The organism is Klebsiella quasivariicola (assembly GCF_002269255.1).
In the GTDB taxonomy this organism is placed as follows: Bacteria; Pseudomonadota; Gammaproteobacteria; order Enterobacterales; family Enterobacteriaceae; genus Klebsiella; species Klebsiella quasivariicola.
The window spans coordinates 4,870,631-4,894,595 of sequence record NZ_CP022823.1; the positions used below are offsets into that span (position 1 = coordinate 4,870,631).

At 51.5% G+C, this 23,965-nt stretch carries 14 protein-coding genes, 1 tRNA gene and 7 pseudogenes; 9 read left to right on the plus strand and 13 right to left on the minus strand.

Annotated features, from left to right (window positions below; translation table 11 throughout):
- Window positions 1-104: 104 nt before the first annotated feature.
- Complete coding sequence (locus B8P98_RS24545) at window positions 105-1,487, minus strand: carbohydrate porin (protein WP_095033505.1); 1,383 nt, start codon at window positions 1,485-1,487, stop codon at window positions 105-107.
- Window positions 1,488-1,756: 269 nt separating this feature from the next.
- A complete protein-coding gene (gene xylA / locus B8P98_RS24550; RefSeq protein WP_095033506.1) occupies window positions 1,757-3,076 on the minus strand; it encodes a xylose isomerase in 1,320 nt (439 codons plus the stop codon).
- A 426-nt stretch (window positions 3,077-3,502) separates the two neighbouring features.
- Between xylA and B8P98_RS24555 the strand changes: the two genes are divergently transcribed.
- The 5 genes and pseudogenes from B8P98_RS24555 to B8P98_RS31465 form a co-directional block, all read left to right on the plus strand.
- Window positions 3,503-4,942, plus strand: coding sequence for an MFS transporter (locus B8P98_RS24555; RefSeq protein ID WP_167382705.1), 1,440 nt, complete (start codon window positions 3,503-3,505; stop codon window positions 4,940-4,942).
- Window positions 4,943-5,000: 58 nt separating this feature from the next.
- Window positions 5,001-6,680, plus strand: coding sequence for a glycoside hydrolase family 43 protein (locus B8P98_RS24560; RefSeq protein WP_095033508.1), 1,680 nt, complete (start codon window positions 5,001-5,003; stop codon window positions 6,678-6,680).
- Window positions 6,681-6,923: 243 nt separating this feature from the next.
- Window positions 6,924-7,565: pseudogene (locus B8P98_RS24565) on the plus strand (phosphorothioated DNA-binding restriction endonuclease); the annotation flags it as partial.
- 70 nt (window positions 7,566-7,635) lie between these two features.
- Window positions 7,636-8,616: an IS5-like element ISKpn26 family transposase gene (locus B8P98_RS24570; protein ID WP_020806188.1), complete on the plus strand. Its 981-nt coding sequence runs from the start codon at window positions 7,636-7,638 to the stop codon at window positions 8,614-8,616.
- Between the two features lie 146 nt (window positions 8,617-8,762).
- Window positions 8,763-8,993: pseudogene (locus B8P98_RS31465) on the plus strand (HNH endonuclease); the annotation flags it as partial.
- A 132-nt stretch (window positions 8,994-9,125) separates the two neighbouring features.
- Here the strand turns inward: B8P98_RS31465 and B8P98_RS24580 are convergent.
- From B8P98_RS24580 to B8P98_RS24595, 4 genes and pseudogenes are all read right to left on the minus strand, one after another.
- A complete protein-coding gene (locus B8P98_RS24580; protein ID WP_080924958.1) occupies window positions 9,126-9,617 on the minus strand; it encodes an Hcp family type VI secretion system effector in 492 nt (163 codons plus the stop codon).
- A 1-nt stretch (window position 9,618) separates the two neighbouring features.
- The gene (locus B8P98_RS31740; RefSeq protein ID WP_080924959.1) at window positions 9,619-9,885 is read right to left on the minus strand and encodes a hypothetical protein; all 267 of its coding nucleotides are present in this window, start codon (window positions 9,883-9,885) and stop codon (window positions 9,619-9,621) included.
- Window positions 9,860-10,381 (minus strand): DUF2778 domain-containing protein, encoded by a 522-nt coding sequence (locus B8P98_RS24590; protein ID WP_080924960.1) that lies wholly within the window; start codon window positions 10,379-10,381, stop codon window positions 9,860-9,862. The genes B8P98_RS31740 and B8P98_RS24590 overlap by 26 nt, the downstream gene beginning before the upstream one ends.
- Before the next feature lie 249 nt (window positions 10,382-10,630).
- A pseudogene (locus tag B8P98_RS24595) lies at window positions 10,631-11,044 on the minus strand (phosphorothioated DNA-binding restriction endonuclease); the annotation flags it as partial.
- A gap of 248 nt (window positions 11,045-11,292) precedes the next feature.
- Between B8P98_RS24595 and B8P98_RS24600 the strand changes: the two are divergent.
- Complete coding sequence (locus B8P98_RS24600; RefSeq protein ID WP_080924961.1) at window positions 11,293-12,213, plus strand: COG2958 family protein; 921 nt, start codon at window positions 11,293-11,295, stop codon at window positions 12,211-12,213.
- Between the two features lie 111 nt (window positions 12,214-12,324).
- Here B8P98_RS24600 and B8P98_RS24605 read toward each other — a convergent pair whose 3' ends face one another.
- The 7 genes and pseudogenes from B8P98_RS24605 to B8P98_RS24630 form a co-directional block, all read right to left on the minus strand.
- The gene (locus B8P98_RS24605; RefSeq protein ID WP_087806324.1) at window positions 12,325-15,423 is read right to left on the minus strand and encodes an HsdR family type I site-specific deoxyribonuclease; all 3,099 of its coding nucleotides are present in this window, start codon (window positions 15,421-15,423) and stop codon (window positions 12,325-12,327) included.
- A gap of 23 nt (window positions 15,424-15,446) precedes the next feature.
- Window positions 15,447-16,649: an AAA family ATPase gene (locus B8P98_RS24610; protein WP_080924963.1), complete on the minus strand. Its 1,203-nt coding sequence runs from the start codon at window positions 16,647-16,649 to the stop codon at window positions 15,447-15,449.
- 1 nt (window position 16,650) lies between these two features.
- Window positions 16,651-17,418: pseudogene (locus B8P98_RS32060) on the minus strand (restriction endonuclease subunit S); the annotation flags it as partial.
- Window positions 17,404-17,910, minus strand: a pseudogene (locus tag B8P98_RS32065) (restriction endonuclease subunit S); the annotation flags it as partial. The pseudogenes B8P98_RS32065 and B8P98_RS32060, both read right to left, overlap by 15 nt.
- The gene (locus B8P98_RS24620; protein WP_080924965.1) at window positions 17,907-19,463 is read right to left on the minus strand and encodes a type I restriction-modification system subunit M; all 1,557 of its coding nucleotides are present in this window, start codon (window positions 19,461-19,463) and stop codon (window positions 17,907-17,909) included. The pseudogene B8P98_RS32065 and the gene B8P98_RS24620, both read right to left, overlap by 4 nt.
- 245 nt (window positions 19,464-19,708) lie before the next feature.
- Window positions 19,709-20,224, minus strand: a pseudogene (locus tag B8P98_RS24625) (tyrosine-type recombinase/integrase); the annotation flags it as partial.
- Window positions 20,225-20,422: 198 nt separating this feature from the next.
- Window positions 20,423-20,507, minus strand: a tRNA-Leu gene (locus B8P98_RS24630).
- Window positions 20,508-21,197: 690 nt separating this feature from the next.
- On the opposite strand from B8P98_RS24630, the pseudogene B8P98_RS24640 reads away from it, so the two are divergent.
- The 3 genes and pseudogenes from B8P98_RS24640 to ahr all read left to right on the plus strand — a co-directional run.
- Window positions 21,198-21,293, plus strand: a pseudogene (locus B8P98_RS24640) (carbonic anhydrase); the annotation flags it as partial.
- On the plus strand, window positions 21,290-22,759 hold the full coding sequence (locus tag B8P98_RS24645; protein ID WP_095033511.1) for a SulP family inorganic anion transporter: 1,470 nt from the start codon (window positions 21,290-21,292) through the stop codon (window positions 22,757-22,759). The pseudogene B8P98_RS24640 and the gene B8P98_RS24645, both read left to right, overlap by 4 nt.
- 111 nt (window positions 22,760-22,870) lie before the next feature.
- Entirely contained in the window at window positions 22,871-23,890 is a 1,020-nt protein-coding gene (gene ahr, locus B8P98_RS24650) for an NADPH-dependent aldehyde reductase Ahr (RefSeq protein ID WP_004178400.1), read from the plus strand.
- Window positions 23,891-23,965 lie beyond the last annotated feature (75 nt).

Sequence of the window (23,965 nt, forward strand, 5' to 3'; positions counted from 1 at the left end):
CCGGATAAGGCGTCAGCCGCCATCCGGCATAAATGGAGCGCACCAGTCGTAGCCCGGCTAAGCGTAGCGCCAGCCGGGAACGCGCCTGCGACAACGTTATCGCATCAGAACCACGCCTCAAACATCCCGCCGACGTTCAGCGAATCCAGCTGCTGGTCTTTGGTGTTGTTGACCTTCGCGGTATGCTCGTTGTCCACCTGACCACCGGTCACGTAGAAACGCAGCATCGGACGGAACTCTGGCCCCATGCCGATGGCGATGTTCTGCGACAGCGTCAGCTTCCAGCCGTGGTTATCCCCGCCCTGGTCGTAATCCACGCGCTGGTAGCCCGCTTCCAGCCAGGTGGAGTGCACGTCGTTCCAGAAGTACATCGGCCGGACGATGGCGCCGTAGTTTTTACGGTTGTCGGTGTTGTCCTTGCCGTTGTCGTAGTCGTGGAAGGCCAGCAGGTATTCGATCTGCGCCTGCTGGGTGAACTTATGGCTGCCCTCGAAGCTGGCGTAGACCGTGGTCAGGTCGTCGGTTTTGTTGTAGACGCTGTTATCCGAGTTGTCGGAGTAGCGCAGGATCACCTTGTTCACTCCGCTGTCGTTGGTGTGGCTCAGCACCAGCCCGCCCTGCCAGGCTTCGAGGCGGGCGTCGCTGTCCACCGCCTTCGAGTCAAAGCCGTAGTTGGCGTACACCTCGACGTCGATCGGCCCGGCTTTGATGTTGTGGGTTTTGGTGGTCAGCGCGTAGTGGCCGTTGTCGCCGGTGTCGGAGCTGCCGGTACAGGTGATGCGCGACGGGTTAGTCTCGTCGGCCATCACTTCCGGGCTACAGGATTTCACCTGCGACACCGCCGCCACGTCAAACTGCACGCCGCCGATATCAAAGTTCTTCACCCCGGCGCCCTGGCCGTCGTGGTTCATCCAGAAGTAGTCGTTGATCCCCTGTTGCGGACGCTGGTGGAAGTCGCGACCGGCCCACAGATAGGCGTTGGGGTTGGATTCCAGCACGTTGGTGACGCCGACGTAGGCCTTCTTCAGGTTAACTTCATCGCTCCAGTGGTCGAACATCACGTTGAGATCCCAGATAGCCCCCTGCGCGCTTTTGAAGGCCTTGCTGATCTGGAATTCACCGCCGTTGCTTTCGTTGCCCAGACGGCCGATCGCTGAGGCGCCGTTATAGGAGCCGTCGACGCCGACATATTTCTGGTCGCCGGTCTGGAAGTGGGCGCCATAGCGGGCATAGCCGCTGAACTTGAGGCCGAACGGAATGGCCATATCCGGCGAGGCGGCGGTGGTCTGCGGGTTGGTGATCACGTCGACCTTTTTGTCGGCCGCGGCGTCGATTTTCGCCTGGCGGTCGGCCAGCGCTTTATCAACGGCTTTGGCGACGATGGCGTCGATCTGTTCCTGCGTAAATTCTTGGGCCATTACAGAGGTAAGCGGAAAAAACGCGGCGATAACCGCCATAGTTAATGGAAGCTTTTTTATCATTGTCATGAGTTTCTCAATATAGGTTAATTTTATTCAGACAATAACCAGCCTATTCTGAGCTGACAGAATATGTCGCTATCATCAGAACAAGTTATTTTTTATTTTGCACGATCACAGAGGCATTACACAATTATCGCTACTTTCCCTCCTTCACTGATATTAAACAGATGGTCTTTAGGCACTGACAAAAAATACAGCGCGAACAAATAAATGCTATTTTCCGGCAGCGGACAGACGGCGTAATACATGCCCCCGCAGGGGCATGTCAGCAAAATTTAACCAAAGATATAGGTATTGACGAGATTCTCGAGTAATTCCTGCCGCCCGCTGTGAGGCTGCGGATTCAGATTATGCTGCTCAGCGTACCGGGAAATATTATCCAGCGACATCTGCCCGCTCATAATTTTCTGCCCCAGCTCGCCCTGCCAGCCGGCATAGCGTTTTGCCAGCCCCTGCTCGAGCTTGCCATCCTCAATCATGCGCGCCGCCAGCTTAAGGGACAGCGCCATCACGTCCATGGCGCCAATATGGCCATAGAACATGTCGTATTTATCGGTGCTCTGCCGACGGACTTTGGCATCAAAGTTCAGGCCGCCGGTGGTGAATCCCCCGGCTTTGAGGATCTCGTACATCACCAGGGTATTTTCTTCCACGCTGTTCGGGAACTGATCGGTATCCCAGCCGAGCTGCGCATCGCCGCGGTTGGCATCTACGGAGCCGAAGATCCCCAGCGCGATGGCGCTGGCGATTTCATGGTGGAAAGAGTGCCCCGCCAGGGTGGCGTGGTTGGCTTCAATGTTCACCTTGATCTCATTTTCCAGACCAAACTGCTTCAGGAAGCCATACACCGTCGCGACATCGTAATCGTACTGATGCTTAGTGGGTTCCTGCGGTTTCGGCTCGATAAGCAGCGCGCCGCCAAAGCCAATCTTATGCTTGTGCTCCACCACCATCTGCAGGAAGCGGCCAATCTGCTCACGCTCCTGGCGCAGGTCGGTATTCAGCAGGGACTCATAACCTTCGCGGCCGCCCCACAGCACATAGTTTTCACCGCCGAGCTGGTGGGTAGCGTTCATGGCTGTCACCACCTGCGTGGCCGCCCAGGCAAACACCTCCGGATCGGGGTTGGTCGCCGCCCCGGCGCCGTAACGCGGGTGGGTAAAGCAGTTGGCAGTGCCCCACAGCAGTTTCACGCCGGTTTGCTGCTGTTTCTCCGCCAGCACCTCGGCCATGATGGCGAAATTATGCAAATACTCTTTCAGCGACGCGCCTTCTGGCGAGACGTCGACATCATGGAAGCAGTAATACGGCACGTTGAGCTTGTAGAAAAATTCAAACGCCACGTCCGCTTTGCGTTTGGCCATTTCCAGCGCATCGCCCGCGGCCTGCCAGGGACGCTCAAACGAACCGGCGCCAAACATATCCGCGCCATTCCAGCAGAAATTATGCCAATAACAGGCGGCAAAACGCAGATGATCTGCCATGCGTTTTCCCAACACGATTTCATCCGGATTATAGTGGCGAAACGCCAGCGGATTATCGGTTTTGGGTCCGGCAAAGCGAACGCGATCAACCTGGTCGAAATAGGTTTGCATGATGAACTCCGAAATTGAGAAACAGGAAAATTAACAACTGTGACACATCGTGTATTCTCATCGTCGGTTGCTCAATTACGTTATTTCACTCGGCGATTGAGAAAATGCTCAAATGTGAGCCATCTCGCAAATAAAACTATTTTAAATATCTCGCTTCGCGCGCGTATAGAGTACACTTCCTGGGGAATTCAGGTATCCATACCAAATTAAAATGCCGGTTTTGTCACATTGTCTGCCTGCCAGAAAATTAGCGGCGGAAAACGGTTAAACGCAGGTGATACAGGCCTTTGCTTCGAGGATCACAGAAGTAAAAAAACATAATTACGTAATTTAAAAACGTAATAGATTCTTCCTGGTCAACTGTGTCAGAAAGTGTTTCACCTACACAAAACAAACCGGAGTCTGCTTAGAATGAGTAAAAACATAATGCACAGTCGGCATGATGAATATCATAAATTAACCCGCGGAGAACGAATTGGTTATGGCATGGGCGACTTTGCGCAAAACCTGGTTTTCGGCACAATTGGGGGTTTTCTGGCTTTGCATATGCTGACGGTAAATTCCATCAGCACGGCAACGGCAGGCTTTATTTTTCTTTTTGTCCGCATAATTAACGTGTTTTGGGATCCGATGGTCGGAACCTATGTGGATAAACGAACCTCAAAAGCAGGGAAATATCGTCCCTGGCTGTTACGAGCCGGCGTTCCGCTGGTGATCCTGTCGGCATTATTATTCGCGCCGATCCCTGGCGTTAAAGGTTCGGTGGCTTTTGCCTTTATTATTTATCTGGCGCTGGACCTGGTTTATTCCTTAGTCAATATTCCCTATGGCTCGCTGAATGCGTCGCTGACCCGCGACCCGGAATCGATCGATAAACTGACCAGTACCCGCATGATGCTGGCCAACAGCGCCAACCTGCTGGTCTATACCCTGTTCCCGATGTTTGTGCAGATGGCGGCGCCGAAAGATCGCAGCCTGAAGGACACCGGCTTTTTCGGCCTTAAGCTGAATCTGGGCAACTATACCGATCCGTCGGCGAACTACGCCTGGTTTGGCGTGTACGCCATCTATATGATCATCGGCGCGGTGGCCCTGTTTATCTGTTATAAATTCACCAAAGAACGCGTTGTCGCGACCGCCGAGCAGACCGCCAACGTCAAAACCACCGATCTTTTCCACGAGCTCAGACATAACCGCCCGCTGGTGATCCTCGGCATGTTCTTCATGCTGGCCTTTACCTTCATGTTCTTCATGAACACCGTTAACGGCTTCTTCAACCAGTTCGTCGTCGGCCATTCCGAATGGATGGGCGCCGTAGGTCTCGTCGCGTCTATTCCCGGCATCGCCTTCCCGGTGTTCTGGCCGAAACTGAAAAAAATCTTTGGTAAAAAAGGCTTCTTCCATCTGTTCCTCGCCATGTTCATCGTCGGCGAACTGCTGACCTACGTCTGGTCCCGCGAAGGGATGCACGATGCCCTGTGGCTGGCCTACATCGCCACCTTTATTAAACAGTGGGGCTTAACCTCTGCCACCGGTTTTATGTGGGCGCTGGTACCGGAAGTTATCGCGTACGGCGAATTAAAATCGGGCAAACGCAATGCCGCCATTATCAATGCCATTATGGGACTCTTCTTCAAGATCGGCTTCACCATCGGCGGCGCGATCCCGCTGTGGCTGCTGGCGGTGTATGGATTTAATGAAAGCGGCGCCGTGCAGAGCGCCAGCGCCATCGACGGGATCATTATGACCGCCGTGTGGATCCCGATCGCGCTGGCCGCTATTTCGATGGTGATTATTCAGGTTTATCCCATCTCCGATAAACATGTTACCGACATCAACCGTCAGCTGGATGAGATCCGCGTGTAGTTAAAAAAATTATAAATCAGACCGATCCTTAACTTTCCATTTTAAAAGGTGTAATGAAATGTCACTTATTCAAAACCCGATATTACGCGGCTTCAATGCCGACCCCAGTATTATTCGCGTCGAGGATACGTACTATATTGCCAACTCGACGTTTGAGTGGTTTCCGGGCGTGCGTTTACATGAGTCGAAGGACCTGAAAAACTGGAACCTGCTGCCTTCGCCGCTCTCCACCACCACCCTGCTGGACATGAAGGGCAACCCCTCCTCCGGCGGCATTTGGGCGCCGGCGCTCTCCTGGGCCGACGGACAATTCTGGTTGGTGTATACCGATGTGAAGGTCACCGAAGGCGCCTTTAAAGACATGACCAACTACCTGACCACGGCGAAGGATATTCGGGGCCCGTGGAGCGACCCGATCAAGCTGAACGGCGTCGGGTTTGACGCCTCGCTGTTCCATGACGACGATGGCCGGAAATATATCGTCCAGCAAACCTGGGATCACCGGGAGTACCATCACCCCTTCGATGGCATTACCTTAACGGAGCTGGATACCAAAACACTGAAGTTAATGCCGGAAACCGCGCGCACCATCTACCGCGGCACCGCCGTGGCGCTGGTCGAGGGGCCGCACCTCTATAAACTGAACGGCTACTACTATCTGTTTGCCGCCCAGGGCGGCACCGTGTTTACCCACCAGGAGGTGGTGGCGCGGTCGAAAACCCTCGAGGCCGACAGCTTCGAAACCGAGCCGGGCGACGTGTTCTTAACCAACGTCGACACCCCGGATAGCTACATCCAGAAACAGGGTCATGGCGCACTGGTCTCCACCCCGGAAGGCGAATGGTATTACGCCTCGCTCTGCGCCCGGCCGTGGAATCGCCCGGGGGAATCCATCTACGATCCCCGCGGCTGGTCAACCCTAGGCCGGGAAACCGCGATCCAGAAAGTATACTGGGACGACGAAGGCTGGCCGCGTATTGAAGGCGGTCACGGCGGGAAAACCTTCGTCGAAGGGCCGAAAGACGCCATCTTCACCGAAAGCGCCAGCGATAACAGCCAGCAGGATGACTTTACCTCGCCAGCGCTCGACCCGAACTGGAATACCCTGCGGGTGCCGTTTACGGCCAAAATGGGCACCACCGGCGACGGCAAATTAACCTTAATCGGCCAGGGTTCGTTAGCCAATACGCATGACCTGTCGCTGATTGCCCGCCGCTGGCAGGCCTTCTATTTTGATGCCGCGGTGAAGGTGAAATTCGAGCCCTTCAGCTACCAACAGATGGCCGGGTTAACGAATTACTATAACGACCGCCACTGGAGCTTCGTCTTCCTGACCTGGAATGAAATTAACGGCAAGGTCATCGAAGTTGGCGAAAATAATCGCGGGAAATACACGTCGTACCTGAAGGATAACGCCATCAAGGTGCCGGACGGCGTGGAATACGTCTGGTTCCGGACCAAAGTCCGCAAGCAGACCTACAGCTATGAATACAGCTTCGATGGCGTGACGTTCACCGAGATCCCGGTTCAACTCGATGCCGCGGTACTGTCCGATGACTATGTGTTGCAGAGCTACGGCGGGTTCTTTACCGGGGCGTTCGTCGGCCTGGCGGCGGTAGACTACGCCGGGTACGGCACCCAGGCTGAGTTTTATCAGTTCAAGTATCAGGAGCTGGGCGATAGGTTAGCGGCCGATGGCAGTTACAGCTGGGAGGCTGGCGAGACGCGGGATAAGTAAGGGAGTGTGAGCCCACGCTACCGGTAAGGTAGCGTGGGTTTTGTGGAATGCGGGAACGCAAAGGTTATGTCCTCCCGATTTTTTCAGGCTTGCGTCGCAGGCGGCGAACGCGGTCTCCACTCCCACAGCAAGATCCGTCGTAATACTTAAAAAGCGATCCACCTGGAATCGCCGCATCTGGTGGGTTGATCGGCAAGGATTTTGCGAGCATCATCGCATTTATTTAGCTGCCACTGTAACGCTATGCCCTCCAGCACGACCCTGCAACACGCGATCGAGAACATCACTATCTGGCGCAAAGGCGAACAGCGTGCGCCGCATAAGCCACTGTTGCTGCTGTACGTCCTCTCACAGTACCAGCGCGGCCATGCGCGGATGTTCGACTACGCCTCGGAGATACGCGATGAGCTGCATAGCCTGCTGGAACGCTTTGGCCCGCAGCGCCGCCAGTACCGGCCGGATATGCCCTTCTGGCGCCTGAAAGGCGACGGCTTCTGGGAGCTGCACAACAGCGACCAGTGTTCAACCCAGGGCAGCAGACAGCCGCCCGGCAAAGAGCTGGAGCTCTGCCACGTCGCCGGCGGCTTCGATGAGCCGCATTTTGCGTTACTCAACAAAAATAAGAGGCTGATCAATACCCTCGCCCATCAGATCCTCGAGGCGCATTTCCCGGAGAGTATTCAGGAAGAACTGGCTGAAGAGATGGGATTTGATCTGCAGCAGATCCGTAAAGAGCGCGACCCGCATTTTCGCCAGCAGGTGCTGCGCGCCTATAACTATGAGTGCGCTATCTGCGGCTTCAATATGCGCCATGATAATACCTCCGTCGCCCTGGAAGCGGCTCATATCAAATGGAAGCAGCACGGCGGCCCCTGCGAAATCCCTAAGGAAGGTGCGAACAAGTTCCTGATATGAGATCATCATATTCATCCGGAGCGCATCCCAGAGGGACATCATGAGCCATCAACTCACCTTCGCCGATAGTGAATTCAGCACTAAGCGCCGTCAGACCCGAAAAGAGATTTTCCTCTCCCGCATGGAGCAGATTCTGCCATGGCAGAATATGACCGCTGTCATCGAGCCGTTTTATCCCAAGGCGGGCAATGGCCGACGGCCCTATCCGCTGGAGACCATGCTGCGTATTCACTGCATGCAGCATTGGTACAACCTGAGCGACGGTGCCATGGAAGATGCCCTGTACGAAATCGCCTCCATGCGCCTGTTTGCCCGATTATCCCTGGATAGCGCCCTGCCGGATCGCACCACCATCATGAATTTCCGCCACCTGCTCGAGCAGCATCAACTGGCCCGTCAATTGTTCAAGACCATCAATCGCTGGCTGGCCGAAGCAGGCGTCATGATGACCCAAGGCACTTTGGTGGATGCCACCATCATTGAGGCACCCAGCTCTACCAAGAACAAAGAGCAGCAACGCGATCCGGAGATGCATCAGACCAAGAAAGGCAATCAGTGGCACTTTGGCATGAAGGCCCACATTGGTGTCGATGCCAAGAGTGGCCTGACCCACAGCCTGGTCACCACCGCGGCCAACGAGCATGACCTCAATCAGCTGGGTAATCTGCTTCATGGAGAGGAGCAATTTGTCTCAGCCGATGCCGGCTACCAAGGAGCGCCACAGCGCGAGGAGCTGGCCGAGGTGGATGTGGACTGGCTGATCGCCGAGCGTCCCGGCAAGGTAAAAACCTTGAAGCAGCATCCGCGCAAGAACAAAACGGCCATCAACATCGAATACATGAAAGCCAGCATCCGTGCCAGGGTGGAGCACCCGTTTCGCATCATCAAGCGGCAGTTCGGCTTCGTGAAAGCCAGATACAGGGGGCTGCTGAAAAACGATAACCAACTGGCGATGTTATTCACCCTGGCCAACCTGTTTCGGGTGGACCAAATGATACGTCAGTGGGAGAGATCTCAGTAAAAACCGGAAATAACGCCAGAAATGGTGGAAAAAATAGCCTAAATAGGCTGATTCGATGTGTTTGCGGGAAAAAAATCGGCCCAGATCCGCGAAATTTTAATCAGCGAGTCAGCTTGGGAAGAAATGACCTGCTTATTCGCACCTTCCCTAACGGCCTGGCGCTCTGCGCAATTCACCATAAGGCTTTTGATAAAGGCTCCATTGGTCTGGATGAGGATATGCGCATCCAGGTTTCGCCAGCGGTGAACGGCGGGGGCATCGTTGGCAGGCTGTTCTGGGATTTTGATGGTAAGCCGATTACCTTGCCGCAGGGGAAGGAATGCTATCCGCAAGAAGGGTTTGTGGCGTGGCACCGGCGTGAGGTGTTCAGGGGATGAGGGGGGGATGGTGTGTGGCAATGAGCGGGATTAGTGTTTGCTTAGCTTTGCATCCCTCAGCCTGTTGTCAACCTTCTAAACAGGCATCAAACACGCCGGGGAAACATAAAGGGGATCAAACGCCCCGCAGAATTAGGCTGAAGGACGCTCGTTCCATGCATCACTGAACTGAATATTCCCGTCGTGGATCCTCCAGGTGATTTTCTCATATTGCAGGCTAACGCTTTCAACATGGTTAATTTTGTCATTCGAGGAAAGTTTGCAATTAGGTACACCACAGTTAACCCCGGTTATTCTGACCTGCTCCATAAGTACAGAATAATAGGCCACTTCCTGCCCTGCGTGGTTGATATGGTAAAACTTGATTTCTGCACTTTGTAGCGCCTGCCCCGTTGCGGCGGCCTTGTAAAGGTATGGGGTCGAACTATCCACTTCTTTTTCAATCATCATTGACGAATGCTGACGCGTGCCCGTAACTTTCCCATTAGCACTGTCCACAGGCAGATTAACACCATGACTCAATCCGATGATTTCGATACTTCCCTCTCGATCCTGAACATCAACTGACCCTTTAATATCTGCGCCACCATCGTCTTTAAGCCACATATACGGAGGAATTGGCATCTCATTTGCTCCTTATCGTTGAAATGAACTGCAATGTCATAATGTAAAGTACAGTTGAAAGGAATATCACTATTATCAGCGATATATAAAAGAAAGTGTCATACATCGTATCGGCATTCACACTCCCGAATAAGAAGTGGCAAACATCCCTTGCGATATCATAATCGAGATAGATTTCCGGCCTTGGAAGTGCACGTCCCAGAACCAAAAACAGCAATATAAAATAAATAATCTTACTTATTTTACGGGCAAGAGATGTTAGAGCCACTGGCAACAACCTCCACCCAACCACGAGCCATAAGGGAACGCATGCAGGGAACCTGAACCAGTGATGTATTCATGAGCGCATTCCGGATCATGGAAAAATCAGAATTATGGGCGATAGTAATACAACCCTCGGAAACCGTACCCGGATGCAAACGGAAGTTACCACGTTTCACACCTTCGACCCACGTCTCATCGTCGATTCCGTGGTCATCACGCCATAATGCAAACCAATCGCTTTTACCAAATTCACGATAACCTATAATCTTATTGACCGTATCCTTAATTTCTCGTCCCTTTTGAGAAAACCAGTTTCCTTCATTGCGGTCAACAATCCAGTATTTTCCCAAGGGCAGCGGACCATCTTTTACTACTGCGCTGCATGCAGCTTTATTGCGATATACACCTCGCCCTGAATGCGCCATAAAAACACCGACACCGTACAAATTGAAAGGTGCATAATCAGCACCATTTAATATCAATTTTCCCTGTAGAGCCATGATATACCATCGTTCCTTAATTATTTTAGATATGGTAGTGGTTGGTTTAGAAAGGTTCCAGAGTTAGGCTATGATTTTCAGATAATATTAATTTTATTAGGGGTTGGGTTAAAGCATTAGGTAGTATGTAGTGGCTGTGTTTGTTGTTATATCAGAGATAATTGGCAATCATCTTATAAATGAACAAGCATTTCACTAAATTCTTTTGGTGGTGTTTTTTTCGCAATAAACAAGTACCAAGCAATCGTTGTTGGCGAGGATCCTCTGAATACTTTCGGGGGAGCGATCGGTCCGGATCTGCTGGGCCAGTTAGTCGATCATCTCCGAAGGCGCTAGCAGCTGCCGGTAAGCCGCTTCATCAAAGCCGCCTGCTACCTGGTTATCAATCAGCTCTTTTTTTGTCGGCTGGGTGTTGCCTTTACGGTGTTTACAACCTTCGGCGTTGGCGATTTCACAGAAGCCGTCAGTTCTGAGCCGTCAGAAAGGCATATTGGGATAGTCAGTGCGTCGCTTGGGGCCAAACTCTTTCAGCAGGTGGGTAAGCGGTTCGTGGATCTCAAGGCCGTAGTTAAACAGGCGCGGGTGGCCAGCTTTGTACTGCGACAACACATCCAGCAGCAGCAACGGCTTATGCGGCGCGCATACGTCACCCTGACGCCACACAGAGACGTGCCGATTGCAGTGATTCGAGAGATCTCATAGGAATGAACCAGGTAACAGGCTGATGTTATTGCGATCATGCTCGCAAAAGCGGTGAAATTCAATTGTTGCTCGTCACGTTGATGAGAGAGAAATCGATGCTTTAAGTCTGTAACTCTGAAAGGTAAACTGGGCCCATTCACAGGAATTGTAAATCACGCATCGCTTAAAAGCTGATACACAAGGCCGTGCGTACAAACGCAGGAAGGCATATGACCAGTCGTCCCCAGATGATAATCAACGTGTTACAGGCGAATCCCGGCCAGCAGTTCACTGCCCGCCAACTGGCGCAGAAAATCATCGATCACTACAGTACAGAACTGGCTGAGAAACGTAAAAATCCACGTTTTGCTAGCGATGAGGCTTTTTTAAGTCAAATTACCGCTGAAGTTGGTGGCAGTCGGACAGTTAAAGCGAAAGCTATGTGTCCGCAGGTGATGACGCGTGATAAGCCAAGACCACGATTGTTTTATTGGGGGGAATCTGTGGTTGAACAGGCGGATCCTAATGTAGCCCCCGAACCAACGGTTGAAACAGTTAGCTTTACCGAGCATTCGTTGTATCCGCTCCTGATTGATTACCTTTCACAGGAAGAGGGGTTATTGTGCCGTCGTATTGACGAAAAGCGTTCCAGTAACAACAAAGGGTTGGGTGGCAACCATTGGCTTTATCCTGATATTGTCGCATTAGAGCCTCTTGATAAAGAGTGGGATGATGTGGTTCAAAACTGCGTTCGACATAGCGTAGGGCGTTTGACACGGCTATGGTCTTTTGAGGTGAAAAAACAGCTAAACCGTAGCAATGTGCGTGAATGTTTCTTCCAGGCAGTCAGCAATTCCAGTTGGGCGCATTTCGGCTATCTGGTGGCGACTGAAATTAACGAAGATAAGCAGCGTAGCGTGGAGCGTGAACTTCAGATGCTCTGTGCGCTGCACGGTATTGGAGTGATCCTCCTGGATCCACATGATTTATCTAATAGCCAGACATTGATCCCAGCGCGTGAACGTACCAGCGTGGACTGGCAGTCAGTGAACCGTCTGGTGGAAGAGAATCGGGATTTTAAAGATTTTATTGAACTGGTGGGGGAATACCATCAGACTGGGAAAATTCATAAAACCCTATGGAATAAATAGCCACTGTCAGCTCAGGTCTGAGCTAATACAGCTAATATATAAGAATGGCAAGTCCCTTAAAGAACTTGCCATTCTGTTCAACTAACAACTTTGCATCATGAGTTGAAGCATCTATATTTTCCCACCCACTCCCTTAAATTTTTCAACAAACGCTGCGATTTTTTGGAAAACGCTTTGCTTTTTTGTGAGGTATTGGGGATTTAGTGGGCTCATTTTGGGCAAAACAGCATTGAGTTCTGTACCATTGTCGCTGGCAAACTCTCGTTTAAGAGAAGTGTTAATATAACGTTTAGCTGCCTCTTCATTCAGATTCTCTGATCCAATTAACTCTTGTGCTTCGCGCAGTTGCTCTACCTGTGCAAAAGCAAAAAAAGCGTCTATAATACTGGCCTTGTCACTAATTTTGTCCAGGTTGGTTTGATTAATGAAATCAACAACTAAGCTTTCTTTAGCCCGACTCCCAAGGCTGGCACGTATTAACCGACGAACTTCATCAATTAAGCCTGCTTTACTTTTATTCTTACGGTTGTGTTCAAAAATCAGCTCGAGAATATAATCCAGATTAATTTCTTGCGACTTCAGTAAATCTACCTCGAAGACAACGTCATCCCAATCAAGAGTCGATTTTTCTTTTTCAGCGGAAGATTTTTCTCGGCGCAGCCAGTCGCGAACATCGTTATAAGTTGAACGGTAGTCCTGAATTTGCCGTTCAGACGGCATTTTAATCGTTTGCAGTGTCGCCAGATCCTCATCGCTCAAATAATGTAGGGCCTTGAACTCCTCAACCGCCTCAGGGTCATTGGTGTTAATGTTCTGCAAGGCCTTCAGGCTGGCAAACTCGTCGTAGTTCTGCAGCACGTTCTCAACGCGTAAATACTCACCAAAGAGTTTCGCAAAGGCTTTTTTGTCGGACTCTTTCTCAATGGCAGAGGGATCGGGAAAGCGTTGCTCCAGCTCCATCACCACATCCACAAAGCCACGCCTTGCCTCACCGGTTACTACGTCGGTAAAGCCTTCCATATACTCCTTGTAGCTTTTCTCGAGCACCACGTTCTTGGTGTTTTTATCGCCAAATAAGGTGATGGCGTCAATTGTCGCCTGCTCCAGGTCACGGAAGGTAACGATGTTGCCGAAGGTTTTGGTGGCGTCAAAAATACGGTTGGTGCGTGAATAGGCTTGCATTAAACCGTGGTAGCGCAGATTTTTATCCACAAACAAGGTGTTCAGCGTCGGCGCATCAAACCCGGTCAGGAACATGCCGACCACAATCAGCAAGTCGATCTCCTTAGCCTTAACTTGCTTGGCCAGATCGCGGTAATAGTTTTGAAAACCCTTGCTTTCCACACTGAAGTTGGTTTTGAATAGCGCGTTGTAGTCAGCTATGGCGGCACTTAAAAACTCTTTGGCGCTGCTGTTCATTGCCGATACGTCAAAACTTTCATCCAGAATATCGCCTACGGCATCCTGTTCCTCATTGGCCACAAAAGAGAATATGGTGGCGATTTTTAGCGGCTTATTACTGTCTTTTTGCAAATCCTTGAGCGATTCGTAATACAGTTTAGCGGCATCCACGCTGCTCACGGCAAACATCGCATTAAAGCCTTTTGCTCCTGCATGCAGGCGATGCGTTTTTTGCCGAAAGTTATTCAGGATGTACTGCGAAATTTCTTTTATACGGATGGGATGCAATAAGGCCTGCCTGTTTTCCGCCGCGCTGAGCTTTTTCTCGTCCTGTTCGCTTTCAATGGCTTTGAAATGCGGGCGCACATCGTTGTAGTCCACTTTGAACTTGAGCACCTTTTCATCTCGTATCGCATCGGTGATCACATAAGAGTGCAGCTCCCGGCCGAATACGCTGGCCGTGGTGTCGGCCCCCAGTGCGTTTTGCGGAAAAATCGGTGTGCCGGTAAAGCCAAACTGATAGAACTTCTTAAACTTTTTCTTTAAGTTATTCTGGGCTTCACCAAACTGACTCCGGTGGCATTCATCAAAGATAAACACCACCTGTTTGTTGTAAATGGGCAGGTCGTTTTCACTCTTCATCAGGTTATTGAGCTTCTGGATGGTGGTGACGATAATTTTATTGTCATCTTTATCCAGATTGCGCTTGAGTCCTGCGGTGCTGTCAGAGCCGTTCACACTATCCGGCGAAAAACGCTGGTACTCCTTCATTGTCTGGTAATCCAAATCTTTGCGATCCACCACGAAGAAAACTTTGTCAATGAACTCCAGTTCAGTAGCTAAGCGCGCTGCCTTGAAGCTGGTCAAGGTTTTACCGGAACCAGTGGTGTGCCAGATATAACCGCCACTTTCCGTATTGCTCCAGTTCTTGGCTTGATAGGCGCTGTTGATTTTCCACAAGATGCGCTCGGTAGCGGCAATCTGATAAGGGCGCATCACCAGTAGCGTATCGCTCACATCAAACACTGAATAATGCAGCAGTACATTGAGCAAAGTGTTCTTCTGGAAAAAGGTCGCGGTAAAATCTTTGAGATCTTTCAACAAGCTATTATCAGCTTTCGCCCAGTTCATGGTGAAGTCGAAGCTGTTCTTGTTGCGCTGGGTGGTGTTGGCAAAATAACGGCTATCGGTGCCGTTGGAAATTACAAATAGTTGAAGATATTTGAACAAAGAATGCTCACTGTTAAAACTCTCTTTGCTGTAGCGATGCACCTGATTAAAGGCTTCGCGGATCGCCACGCCGCGCTTTTTCAGTTCCACCTGCACCAGCGGCAAGCCATTCACCAGAATGGTGACATCATAACGATTGACATGACTACCCTGTTGCTCAAACTGCTTGATGACCTGAACCTTATTGCGTGCAATGTTTTTTTTGTCTACCAAGTAGATGTTCTGGATATGACCATCGTCAAACACAAAATCATGGATATAGTCGGTGTGAATTTTGCGGGTTTTATCGACGATGCCATCGCTTGGCTTGTCCAGCCAAGTCTCCACAAACCGCATCCACTCACCGTCAGCAAACTGCATGTTGTTCAGGGTCTGCAACTGCTCGCGCACGTTGGCCAGCAGCTTCTCAGGCGTATTTAAACCAGGCTCATACTCATAGCCCTGATTGTGCAAATCCTGAATGAACTCTCGTTCCAGGTCACCTTCGCTCTGGTAGCTTTCATTAAGCTGCCATGCCCTGGAGTATCTATCGAGAACGATAAAGCTATTTGATTCGGCAACAGCCTTGTATTCGTACATGCTTTACCCCTAAATCTTTTTCTTTAGTTTTCAGCCTGCTGAAAGCGATACATCGTATTGATTTCATTAACCAGATACCGCAAAACACGCTTGTCGTCTTCAGTGAGATCGGCCACTTCTTCGCCCGCATGTTTCGAGTGGCTGGAGATATTAATAATCCGGGCTTCATACGGATTGGTTGTTCCGTCATCAGTTTTTGGCAACAGATCGCCCCATTTCTTATAGCCAAGAAACGTGGAGGTTTTTTCCAGAATGTTTCTTAAAAAATTAAAGTGATACTTGCTCAACTGACCACTCTCGATGGCTTTTTCGAGTTCTGATTTCAAATAAAGATGATATGAGAATGGCGAATCATTGGATTGCTGGACTAATTGAAATGTGCCGTCCTCAAGCCGGGCCATCCGATACTTATCAAGCCATTTTTTCTTGTAACCACCGTCATCACTGTTGAGCTCATTATGCAGAACGTTATAAAAAAGCGGATTGTGCGTTGTGATGATGAATTTAACATCAGAATTGTTTGACTTGATCAGTTGGGCCAAATCTACGGCCAATTCAATCAAATGGTTCTCATCCAGTGAACTTACTGGGTCATCAATAAATACATATTCCAACTGATCAAAAACGTTGGTTTCACGATCAGAGGGTTCAGCAACATTGAGAATGTCAATCACCAGCTCGATCAGCGTATAGAAAATACTCCAGATGAAATTGCTTTCCTCACCCTTAGATATTTTCAGATTTCCGGATTGCTCATCATCACCGCGCTCAAGGGAAAAAGTCACTTCTGAGAAAGCCTTTACAGTGATCTCTTTGTCGTCCTTGCCTTTGACTTTATATTCTTCATTGAATTTTGGTGTTAGCTTCTCATTGGAGTAACGCTGAAAATTGGTAATGATGTTTCGATCTTGCCCTTGATCTTCCAACACCCAGTCGGTAAATGAATTGGGCTGGATTCTGAGCTTGGGATCGGCATCTTGCTCCAGATCGTTGTCCCAATAGAACAAATCTTCGGTAAAAGCGTTGTAATACAGGATCTTGTTGCGAGATATCTCTGGTTGTTTTGCTGCATCGTCGCCTTCGATTTCATCGTTTTTTGGCGTGATCAGTTTCTTAAATTCTCGCGACAGGCGCGTCTTCCCCGTGCCATTAAAGGCATAGATCAGCTGTACTTTTTTATTGGCCTCTTTAAGCTGCTGGGCGATTTCTGCTAGCGTCTTGCTCATATCAGGCCACTACCTCTTCAGGCTTGGGAAAGCTCAACAGCAAATCGCGGTAATACTCATATTGTTTTTGACGCAATGCAATTTCGCGGGGTAAGCCTTCGCTGATGGAATTGGTTAGGGTATCGAATTTGTCCAGGATGGCAACGATGCGGGCCTGTTCTGCAAGCGATTTTTCAAGGTCATTTGGATACGGAACAGGAATGGCGATTTTAGCAAACCCATTGATCAATAATGTATTGACCTTGGTTCTGGCCACGTACTTTGCTTTCTCGGCAATGAAAGATGCCGTTTGCATACAATAGGAAACAAACTTCGGGTTCATTGAATGTCGGAAAGCATAACAGTGATCGTGAATAGCCACTTTTTCATCTCCAAGCCAGGCCACGGCTTTACCAACATCCTCGACGGTTTCTCCGACATCAGTTATCACTACGTCTCCTGGTTCCGCATAACGAAGTGATTTGGCCATATCATTTCTGATCTGAGAAATTACATGAGTTGTAAAGACACCGTATCGAGTGTATATCTCACCGTAGTGGATAGCACCAATGCCATCTTCAACATAATCAGCTTTAGTAAAGCGCTTACCTCGAATAAACTCGCCAATCTCCCCCAAAGCTTTCCACTCAACGTCTCCTTCCTCAAAACCCAACAACTGGTCGCGATAGTAGTTGTATTGTTTTTTACGGGCTGTAAGCTCGGCTGTAAGCTCGGCTGTAAGTGCTGTAAATGTATCCAAAACACGGATGATTTCAGCTTGAATTTGAAGCGGGGGAACGGGAATCGGCAGGACTTCCATTTCGCTTTTACGGATAGATGGAACAGCTCCAGAATCGTGTGCTAGCGAACTCAGATTGATTGTTTGCATCCAGAAAAAAAGAAATCGAGGACTAATTTCTTCTCCCGGAATTAGTCCCATAACATTGTTATCATATGCGGATGGTACTGATAATAGACGCTTCTTATTTGTAGCAACCGCTGCACCAATTTTAGGAAAAATAACACTCCCTGCAGGAGCAAGCTTAATACCAAGTTTTTTAACTACCACATCATCGACATAATTATTGGCTGAAACCATCACCGTTTCGTTACCAGCGCTATTCATGTCGCTGACTTTATAGAATGGATAAATACCTTCAGATTGCCCTTGATAGATATTGGGGAATCCCCAACCACTACGAATTTCAGCTACTTTTTTCAATGGTTTCCATTTTATTTCGATACCACTAAACAGCCTTTCCATAAAGCTCATCTCGCTCATGCCTTCGGCTCCTTACCTTCAATCTCCGCCACAATGGCATCAATATCCGCTCGTAACTGGTCGATTTTAGCGGCAGTGATTTTCAGGTCGGCATTGAGCGTAGTGATATCGACTACTTCGCGGTTGTCTTTGGCTTCGATATAGCTACTTACCGACAGATTGTAATCGTTGACCTTAATGTCTTCAAAATTTACCGATTTGGCAAAATGATCAACGTCTGCTTTGCTATCAAACACCTGTATGATTTGCTCAATATGCTTCTCAGTGAGCGTGTTATTATTGGCTTCCTTCTTAAACAGCCCGCTGGCGTCGATAAATTGGGTGGTCATGTCGGTTTTATGTTTGGACAGAACCAGAATATTGACGGCGATGGTAGTGCCAAAAAACAGGTTGGGCGCGAGTGAAATCACGGTTTCGACATAGTTGTTATCCACCAGATATTGACGAATTTTCTGCTCGGCGCCACCTCGGTAAAAAATACCGGGAAAGCAAACAATGGCTGCGCGGCCTTTGCTGGAAAGGTAGCTGAGGGCATGCAGCACAAAGGCAAAATCAGCTTTGGATTTGGGCGCTAACACACCTGCTGGGGCAAAACGGTCATCGTTGATCAGAGTGGGATCGTCTGAGCCTATCCATTTCACCGAGTAAGGTGGGTTGGAGACGATGGCATCAAAAGGTTTGTCATCGCCAAAATGTGGATTACGCAGCGTATCACCCAACTGGATATTGAACTTGTCGTAGTTGATGTTGTGCAAGAACATGTTCATTCGCGCCAGGTTGTAGGTGGTGTGGTTGAGTTCCTGCCCCCAAAAACCGTCTTCAATAATGTGGGCGTCAAAGTGTTTTTTGGCTTGCAGTAGCAGCGAGCCAGAACCACACGCCGGGTCATAAATCTTATTGACGCTGGTTTGCTTGTGCATGGCCAGTTGCGCAATAAGTTTGGACACGTTTTGCGGGGTAAAAAACTCACCGCCGGATTTGCCAGCGTTGGCGGCGTAGTTGGAGATAAGAAACTCGTAAGCATCACCGAAAAGATCGATGTGACTCCCCTCAAAATCGCCAAAATCTAATTCTGCCACCCCTTTGAGCACTGCCGCCAGACGTGTATTTTTGTCTTTTACCGTATTGCCGAGCCGGTTGCTGGTGGTGTCAAAATCAGCAAATAAGCCCTTGATATCGTTCTCTGAAGGGTATCCGCTGGCTGACATTTCAATAGCCGAGAAGATGTCAGCCAAATCGGTATTTAATTTTTCGTTAGTACTAGCACCTGCGGCGATGTTAACAAACAAATCGTCTGGGTAAATGAAATAGCCTTTGGTTTTAATAGCGTCGTCTTTGATTTCAGGGGTGATGACGCTCCGGGGGAGTGTTGCATACTTGACATTGTCATCGCCGCCTTCAATGTAATTGGCAAAATTCTCACTGATGAAGCGGTAAAACAGAGCGCCTAAAACGTATTGCTTAAAATCCCAGCCATCCACTGCACCGCGTACATCGTTGGCAATCTGCCAGATCTGGCGTTGCAGTGCGGCGCGTTGTTGGGTGCTTGTCATGGTAAAACTCCGGTTTTAATGCATATTGGGATAGCCATAGGCCCATAATTAGTCCCGCATTATAACGATTAAAGACGTTCTAATCATTGCGAATCGCCACTAAGTGGATGGTCCATAATGACTACAGAGTGAGGCCAGCCTAAACACGCAAGTTGAATCGCCACGGATAATCTAGACACTTCCGAGCCGTAGTGTGGACTGACCCCACCCCGGTAGACGATCCTGCCCTATAGTTGGACTGACCCCACCTCGGTAGTACGCTGCTGCAAACGAGCAGCGACTTCGAGACGCCCGGATGACTCCACAGCTTTAATGGGTACAAGTAGATCCCGCGTCTTCAATTCAGCAATGTTCCGCTTGCCGATAGCAGCAAAGAGGTTATCTTTCAGGCTTTTCAATACACGAGCACTATGAGACTCAGACCATTTTTGATTGCTGGCATGCCAGTCTCTGGCGACCACTTCAAACGTTATCGCCTCTTGCTCCTGCTCTACCTTAACGGCTTTCTTGTTCTCACTGGGATCGACGCCATTAGCTAACAGCCTACGGGCTTCATCCCGGCGTGCCCGGGCATCCGCCAATGACACTTCAGGATATTTCCCCAACGCCAGCATCTTCTCTTTACCGCCAAAGCGATAACGTAGCCGCCAGTATTTGGAGCCGTTAGGGTGAACCAGCAAAACCATACCGTCGCCGTCAGTCAGTTTATAGGCTTTTGCTTCAGGCTTAGCCGAACGAACCTTCACATCACTCAGAGCCATGATGAGTATCCTTTCAAGGGTTCTGTGTGGGTACAAACATTATCGAACCGGGATATACCCGCAGTTATACCCACATCAGTAAGTTGATGTAGATTGAATCAGGTTGACTTAGGTTGAGTGAAAAAGCGAGGTAAGCCTTGCGGATACTGGATTTCAGACACAAAAAAAGACGTCCGTTGACGTCTATTGATGTTCCGATGGTGCCGAAGGCCGGACTCGAACCGGCACGTATTTCTACGGTTGATTTTGAATCAACTGCGTCTACCGATTTCGCCACTTCGGCACTGAAGGGATACGGAAAACGTTCTGGATTATACCTGTCGGCGCCGGTCATGCAAGCGACAGCGTGTCGTCATTGCGCTAAGTGTTGAAAAAAACAGCGCTATCCTGCGCGGCGTCACCTTTTGCTGCCATTCCACAGCGCGACTGCCACCAGCAACCCTCCCCTCACTCCCCCGAGAACCCGGCTCCACCTGCCAGCCATCCCCCCTTCTCCACCAGTGGCCCCAAGCCCCACTCAAACTTATCTCAAATTGTTCTCACCTCACTCTCACCTGCATCCCTATCACCATCCATTTCTCCCCAAACCAATCCCCAATATCCCTCCCCAATACTTTCCCCAACCCCATCCATCACCATTCCTATATATTCCAGAAAGTTTTAGCCAATACCTTTTTGTTATTCACTCGCTCCGCAGCCAAATATTAATTTCATCAATATTTTTATAACTTTACATTAATGAAAAGTTTTCTTTTTGCCGTTTATTCCAGGATTTTCCTCAGGCGTGAAGAGTTCCGGTAAACACTATTTTTACTAGTCGCTGTATGAGTCTTGATGGACATATTCACTCAATGAATTAACTCAGGAGAATACTTGTGACGACGTTAAAACCTTGCTGGCCCGCAATCGCTGCTGGGTGCGGCAGAAGTATCAGTATGACCCGGACTATTTCGAAAAATGGGTCGACGGGCAGCGGCCGCTCAGCCTGCACGGCTGCGTCTACGATCTGGCTTCCGGCCATTTAACAACCCTCGTCGAACACCTCTCACCGCAGGAGCACGCCCCATGAATACGTTTCGTCAGGACTCTCTCGCTGGCATCGTCGTCTTCCTTGTCGCCCTGCCGCTGTGCCTCGGCATCGCCCAGGCCAGCGGCTTACCGCCCTTCGTCGGCCTGCTGACCGGCATCATCGGCGGCCTGGTCGTCACCGCCCTCAGCCCCTCCCGCTTCGCCGTCAGCGGCCCCGCCGCCGGACTGGTCACCATCGTCGTCGCCGCCATTGAATCCCTGGGTTCCTTCTCCCTCTTCCTGATGGCGCTGGTGCTGGCCGGTGTGCTGCAGCTGCTGTTCGGCATTCTGCGGGCCGGGCGCTTTATCTCGCTGGTTCCCGCCAGCGTCATCAAAGGCATGCTGGCGGCGATCGGCATCCTGCTGATTATGCAGCAGATCCCCGTCGCGCTTGGCACGGCGGAAGAGACCGGGCTTGCCGATGTGGTGCAGGGCAATGCCGCTTTCTCCGTCACTGCGATTGCCGTCGCCGCGGGCGGCCTGCTGGTGCTCTGGCTGTGGGGCTCGCCGCTTATCCGCCGGGTGAAGAGCCTGCGCTGGATCCCCGGCCCGCTGATCGCCGTCCTGCTCGGCTGCGTGACCACCCTGCTGCTGACCCATTTTGCGCCGCAGCAGCTGGCCGCCCTGCCGCGTATTACCCTGCCGGCGTTCGGCAGCCTCGGCGATCTGCTGGGCGAGCTGGAGTCTCCCGCATGGAGCGCGTGGCGCAATCCGTCGGTGTGGGTGGTGGCGCTGACCCTGGCGCTGGTCGCCAGCCTCGAAACCCTGCTCAGCCAGGAGGCGCTGAAAAAGCTGCGCCCGCAAAATCCGCCGCCTTCGCCGAACCGCGAAATGGTCGCCCAGGGCGTCGGCAACCTGCTCTCCGGCGTGCTGGGGGCGATGCCGATCACCGCGGTGATCGTCCGCAGCTCGGTGAACGTCAGCAATGGCGCGCAAAGTAAACTGTCGATCTTTATCCACGGCGTGCTGCTGCTGATCTGCGGCCTGTGGTTCAGCGGCCTGCTAACCTTAATCCCGCTCGCCAGCCTCGCCGCCGTGCTGCTGTATACCGGCTATAAGCTGGCGACCCCGCGGCTGTTCATCGAGCAGTTCCGCCAGGGGGCGGCGCAGTACGTCCCGTTCCTCGCCACCATCGGCGGGATTATCGCCTGCGGCATGCTGGCGGGGATCGGGATTGGTCTTGCCACCCAGATGGCATTCAGCCTCTGGCGCAGCCATCGCCACTCGCTGCAGCTGGCGCGCTACGATGACCACTACGTGCTGCGCATCCAGCAGAATCTGACCTTTATGCACAATCCGCATCTGCTGGCCCTGCTGGCGAAAATTCCGGAAAAGAGCGTGGTGATCGTCGAGCACGACAGCGTCGGCTACCTCGACCCGGACGTGCAGGCGGTGCTGGATGATTTTGCCGAGAACGCCCCGCAGCGCGGCATCCAGCTTAATCAGTGGCCGCTGGCCAGCCGCTGACCTTAACGGGCGGCTGGTCCGCCCGCTGCGCGACCCCTCCGATTGCCAAGCGCCGGGGAATACCATGCTCTACACTTTCTGGGTTATCACGCCAACCCCAAGGAAATGAACATGAGCATCATTAAAAGCTACGCCGCCAAAGAAGCGGGCGCCGATCTGTCGCTGTGGGAATACGATGCCGGCGAGCTGCAGCCGGAAGATGTCGAAGTTGAAGTGGAATACTGCGGGATCTGCCATTCGGACCTGTCGATGATCGACAACGAATGGGGGATGTCGAGCTACCCGCTGGTGGCCGGTCACGAGGTGATTGGCCGGGTGGCGGCGCTGGGCAGCGCGGCGCAGGATAAAGGGCTGAAGATTGGCCAGAAGGTCGGCATCGGCTGGACGGCGCGCAGCTGCGGCCATTGCGACGCCTGCATCAGCGGCAACCAGATCAACTGTCTGGAAGGCTCGGTGCCGACCATTCTCAACCGCGGCGGCTTCGCCAATAAGCTGCGCGCCGACTGGCAGTGGGTGATCCCCCTGCCGGAGAGCATCGATCTGGCGTCCGCCGGCCCGATGCTGTGCGGCGGCATCACCGTCTTTAAACCGCTGCTGACCCACCACGTCACCGCCACCAGCCGCGTCGGGGTGATCGGCATCGGCGGCCTCGGCCATATCGCCATTAAGCTGCTGCGGGCGATGGGCGCGGAAGTGACCGCCTTCAGCTCCAACCCGGCCAAAGAGCAGGAAGTGCTGGCGATGGGCGCCGATCGCGTGGTGAACAGCCGCGATCCTGAAGCCTTAAAAGCGCTGGCCGGTCAGTTCGACCTGATCATCAACACCGTGGCGGTGGACCTCGACTGGCAGCCGTACTTCGAAGCCCTGGCTTACGGCGGCAACTTCCATACCGTCGGCGCGGTGATGAAGCCGTTCCCGGTGCCGGCCTTTACCCTGATCGGCGGCGACCGCAGCATCTCCGGCTCGGCGACCGGTAATCCGTCCGAACTGCGCACGCTGATGAAGTTTGCCGGGCGCAGCAAAGTGGCTCCGACCACCGAGCTGTTCCCGATGTCGCAAATTAACGAAGCGCTGAAGCACGTTCGCGAAGGCAAAGCCCGCTACCGCGCGGTGCTGAAAGCCGACTTCTGATGATTCTCTCCCGCCGGGCGGCCCGCTCGCCCGGCGTTTTCCCCGTCGCTTCATCAAACCGTCATCTCCCCGCCA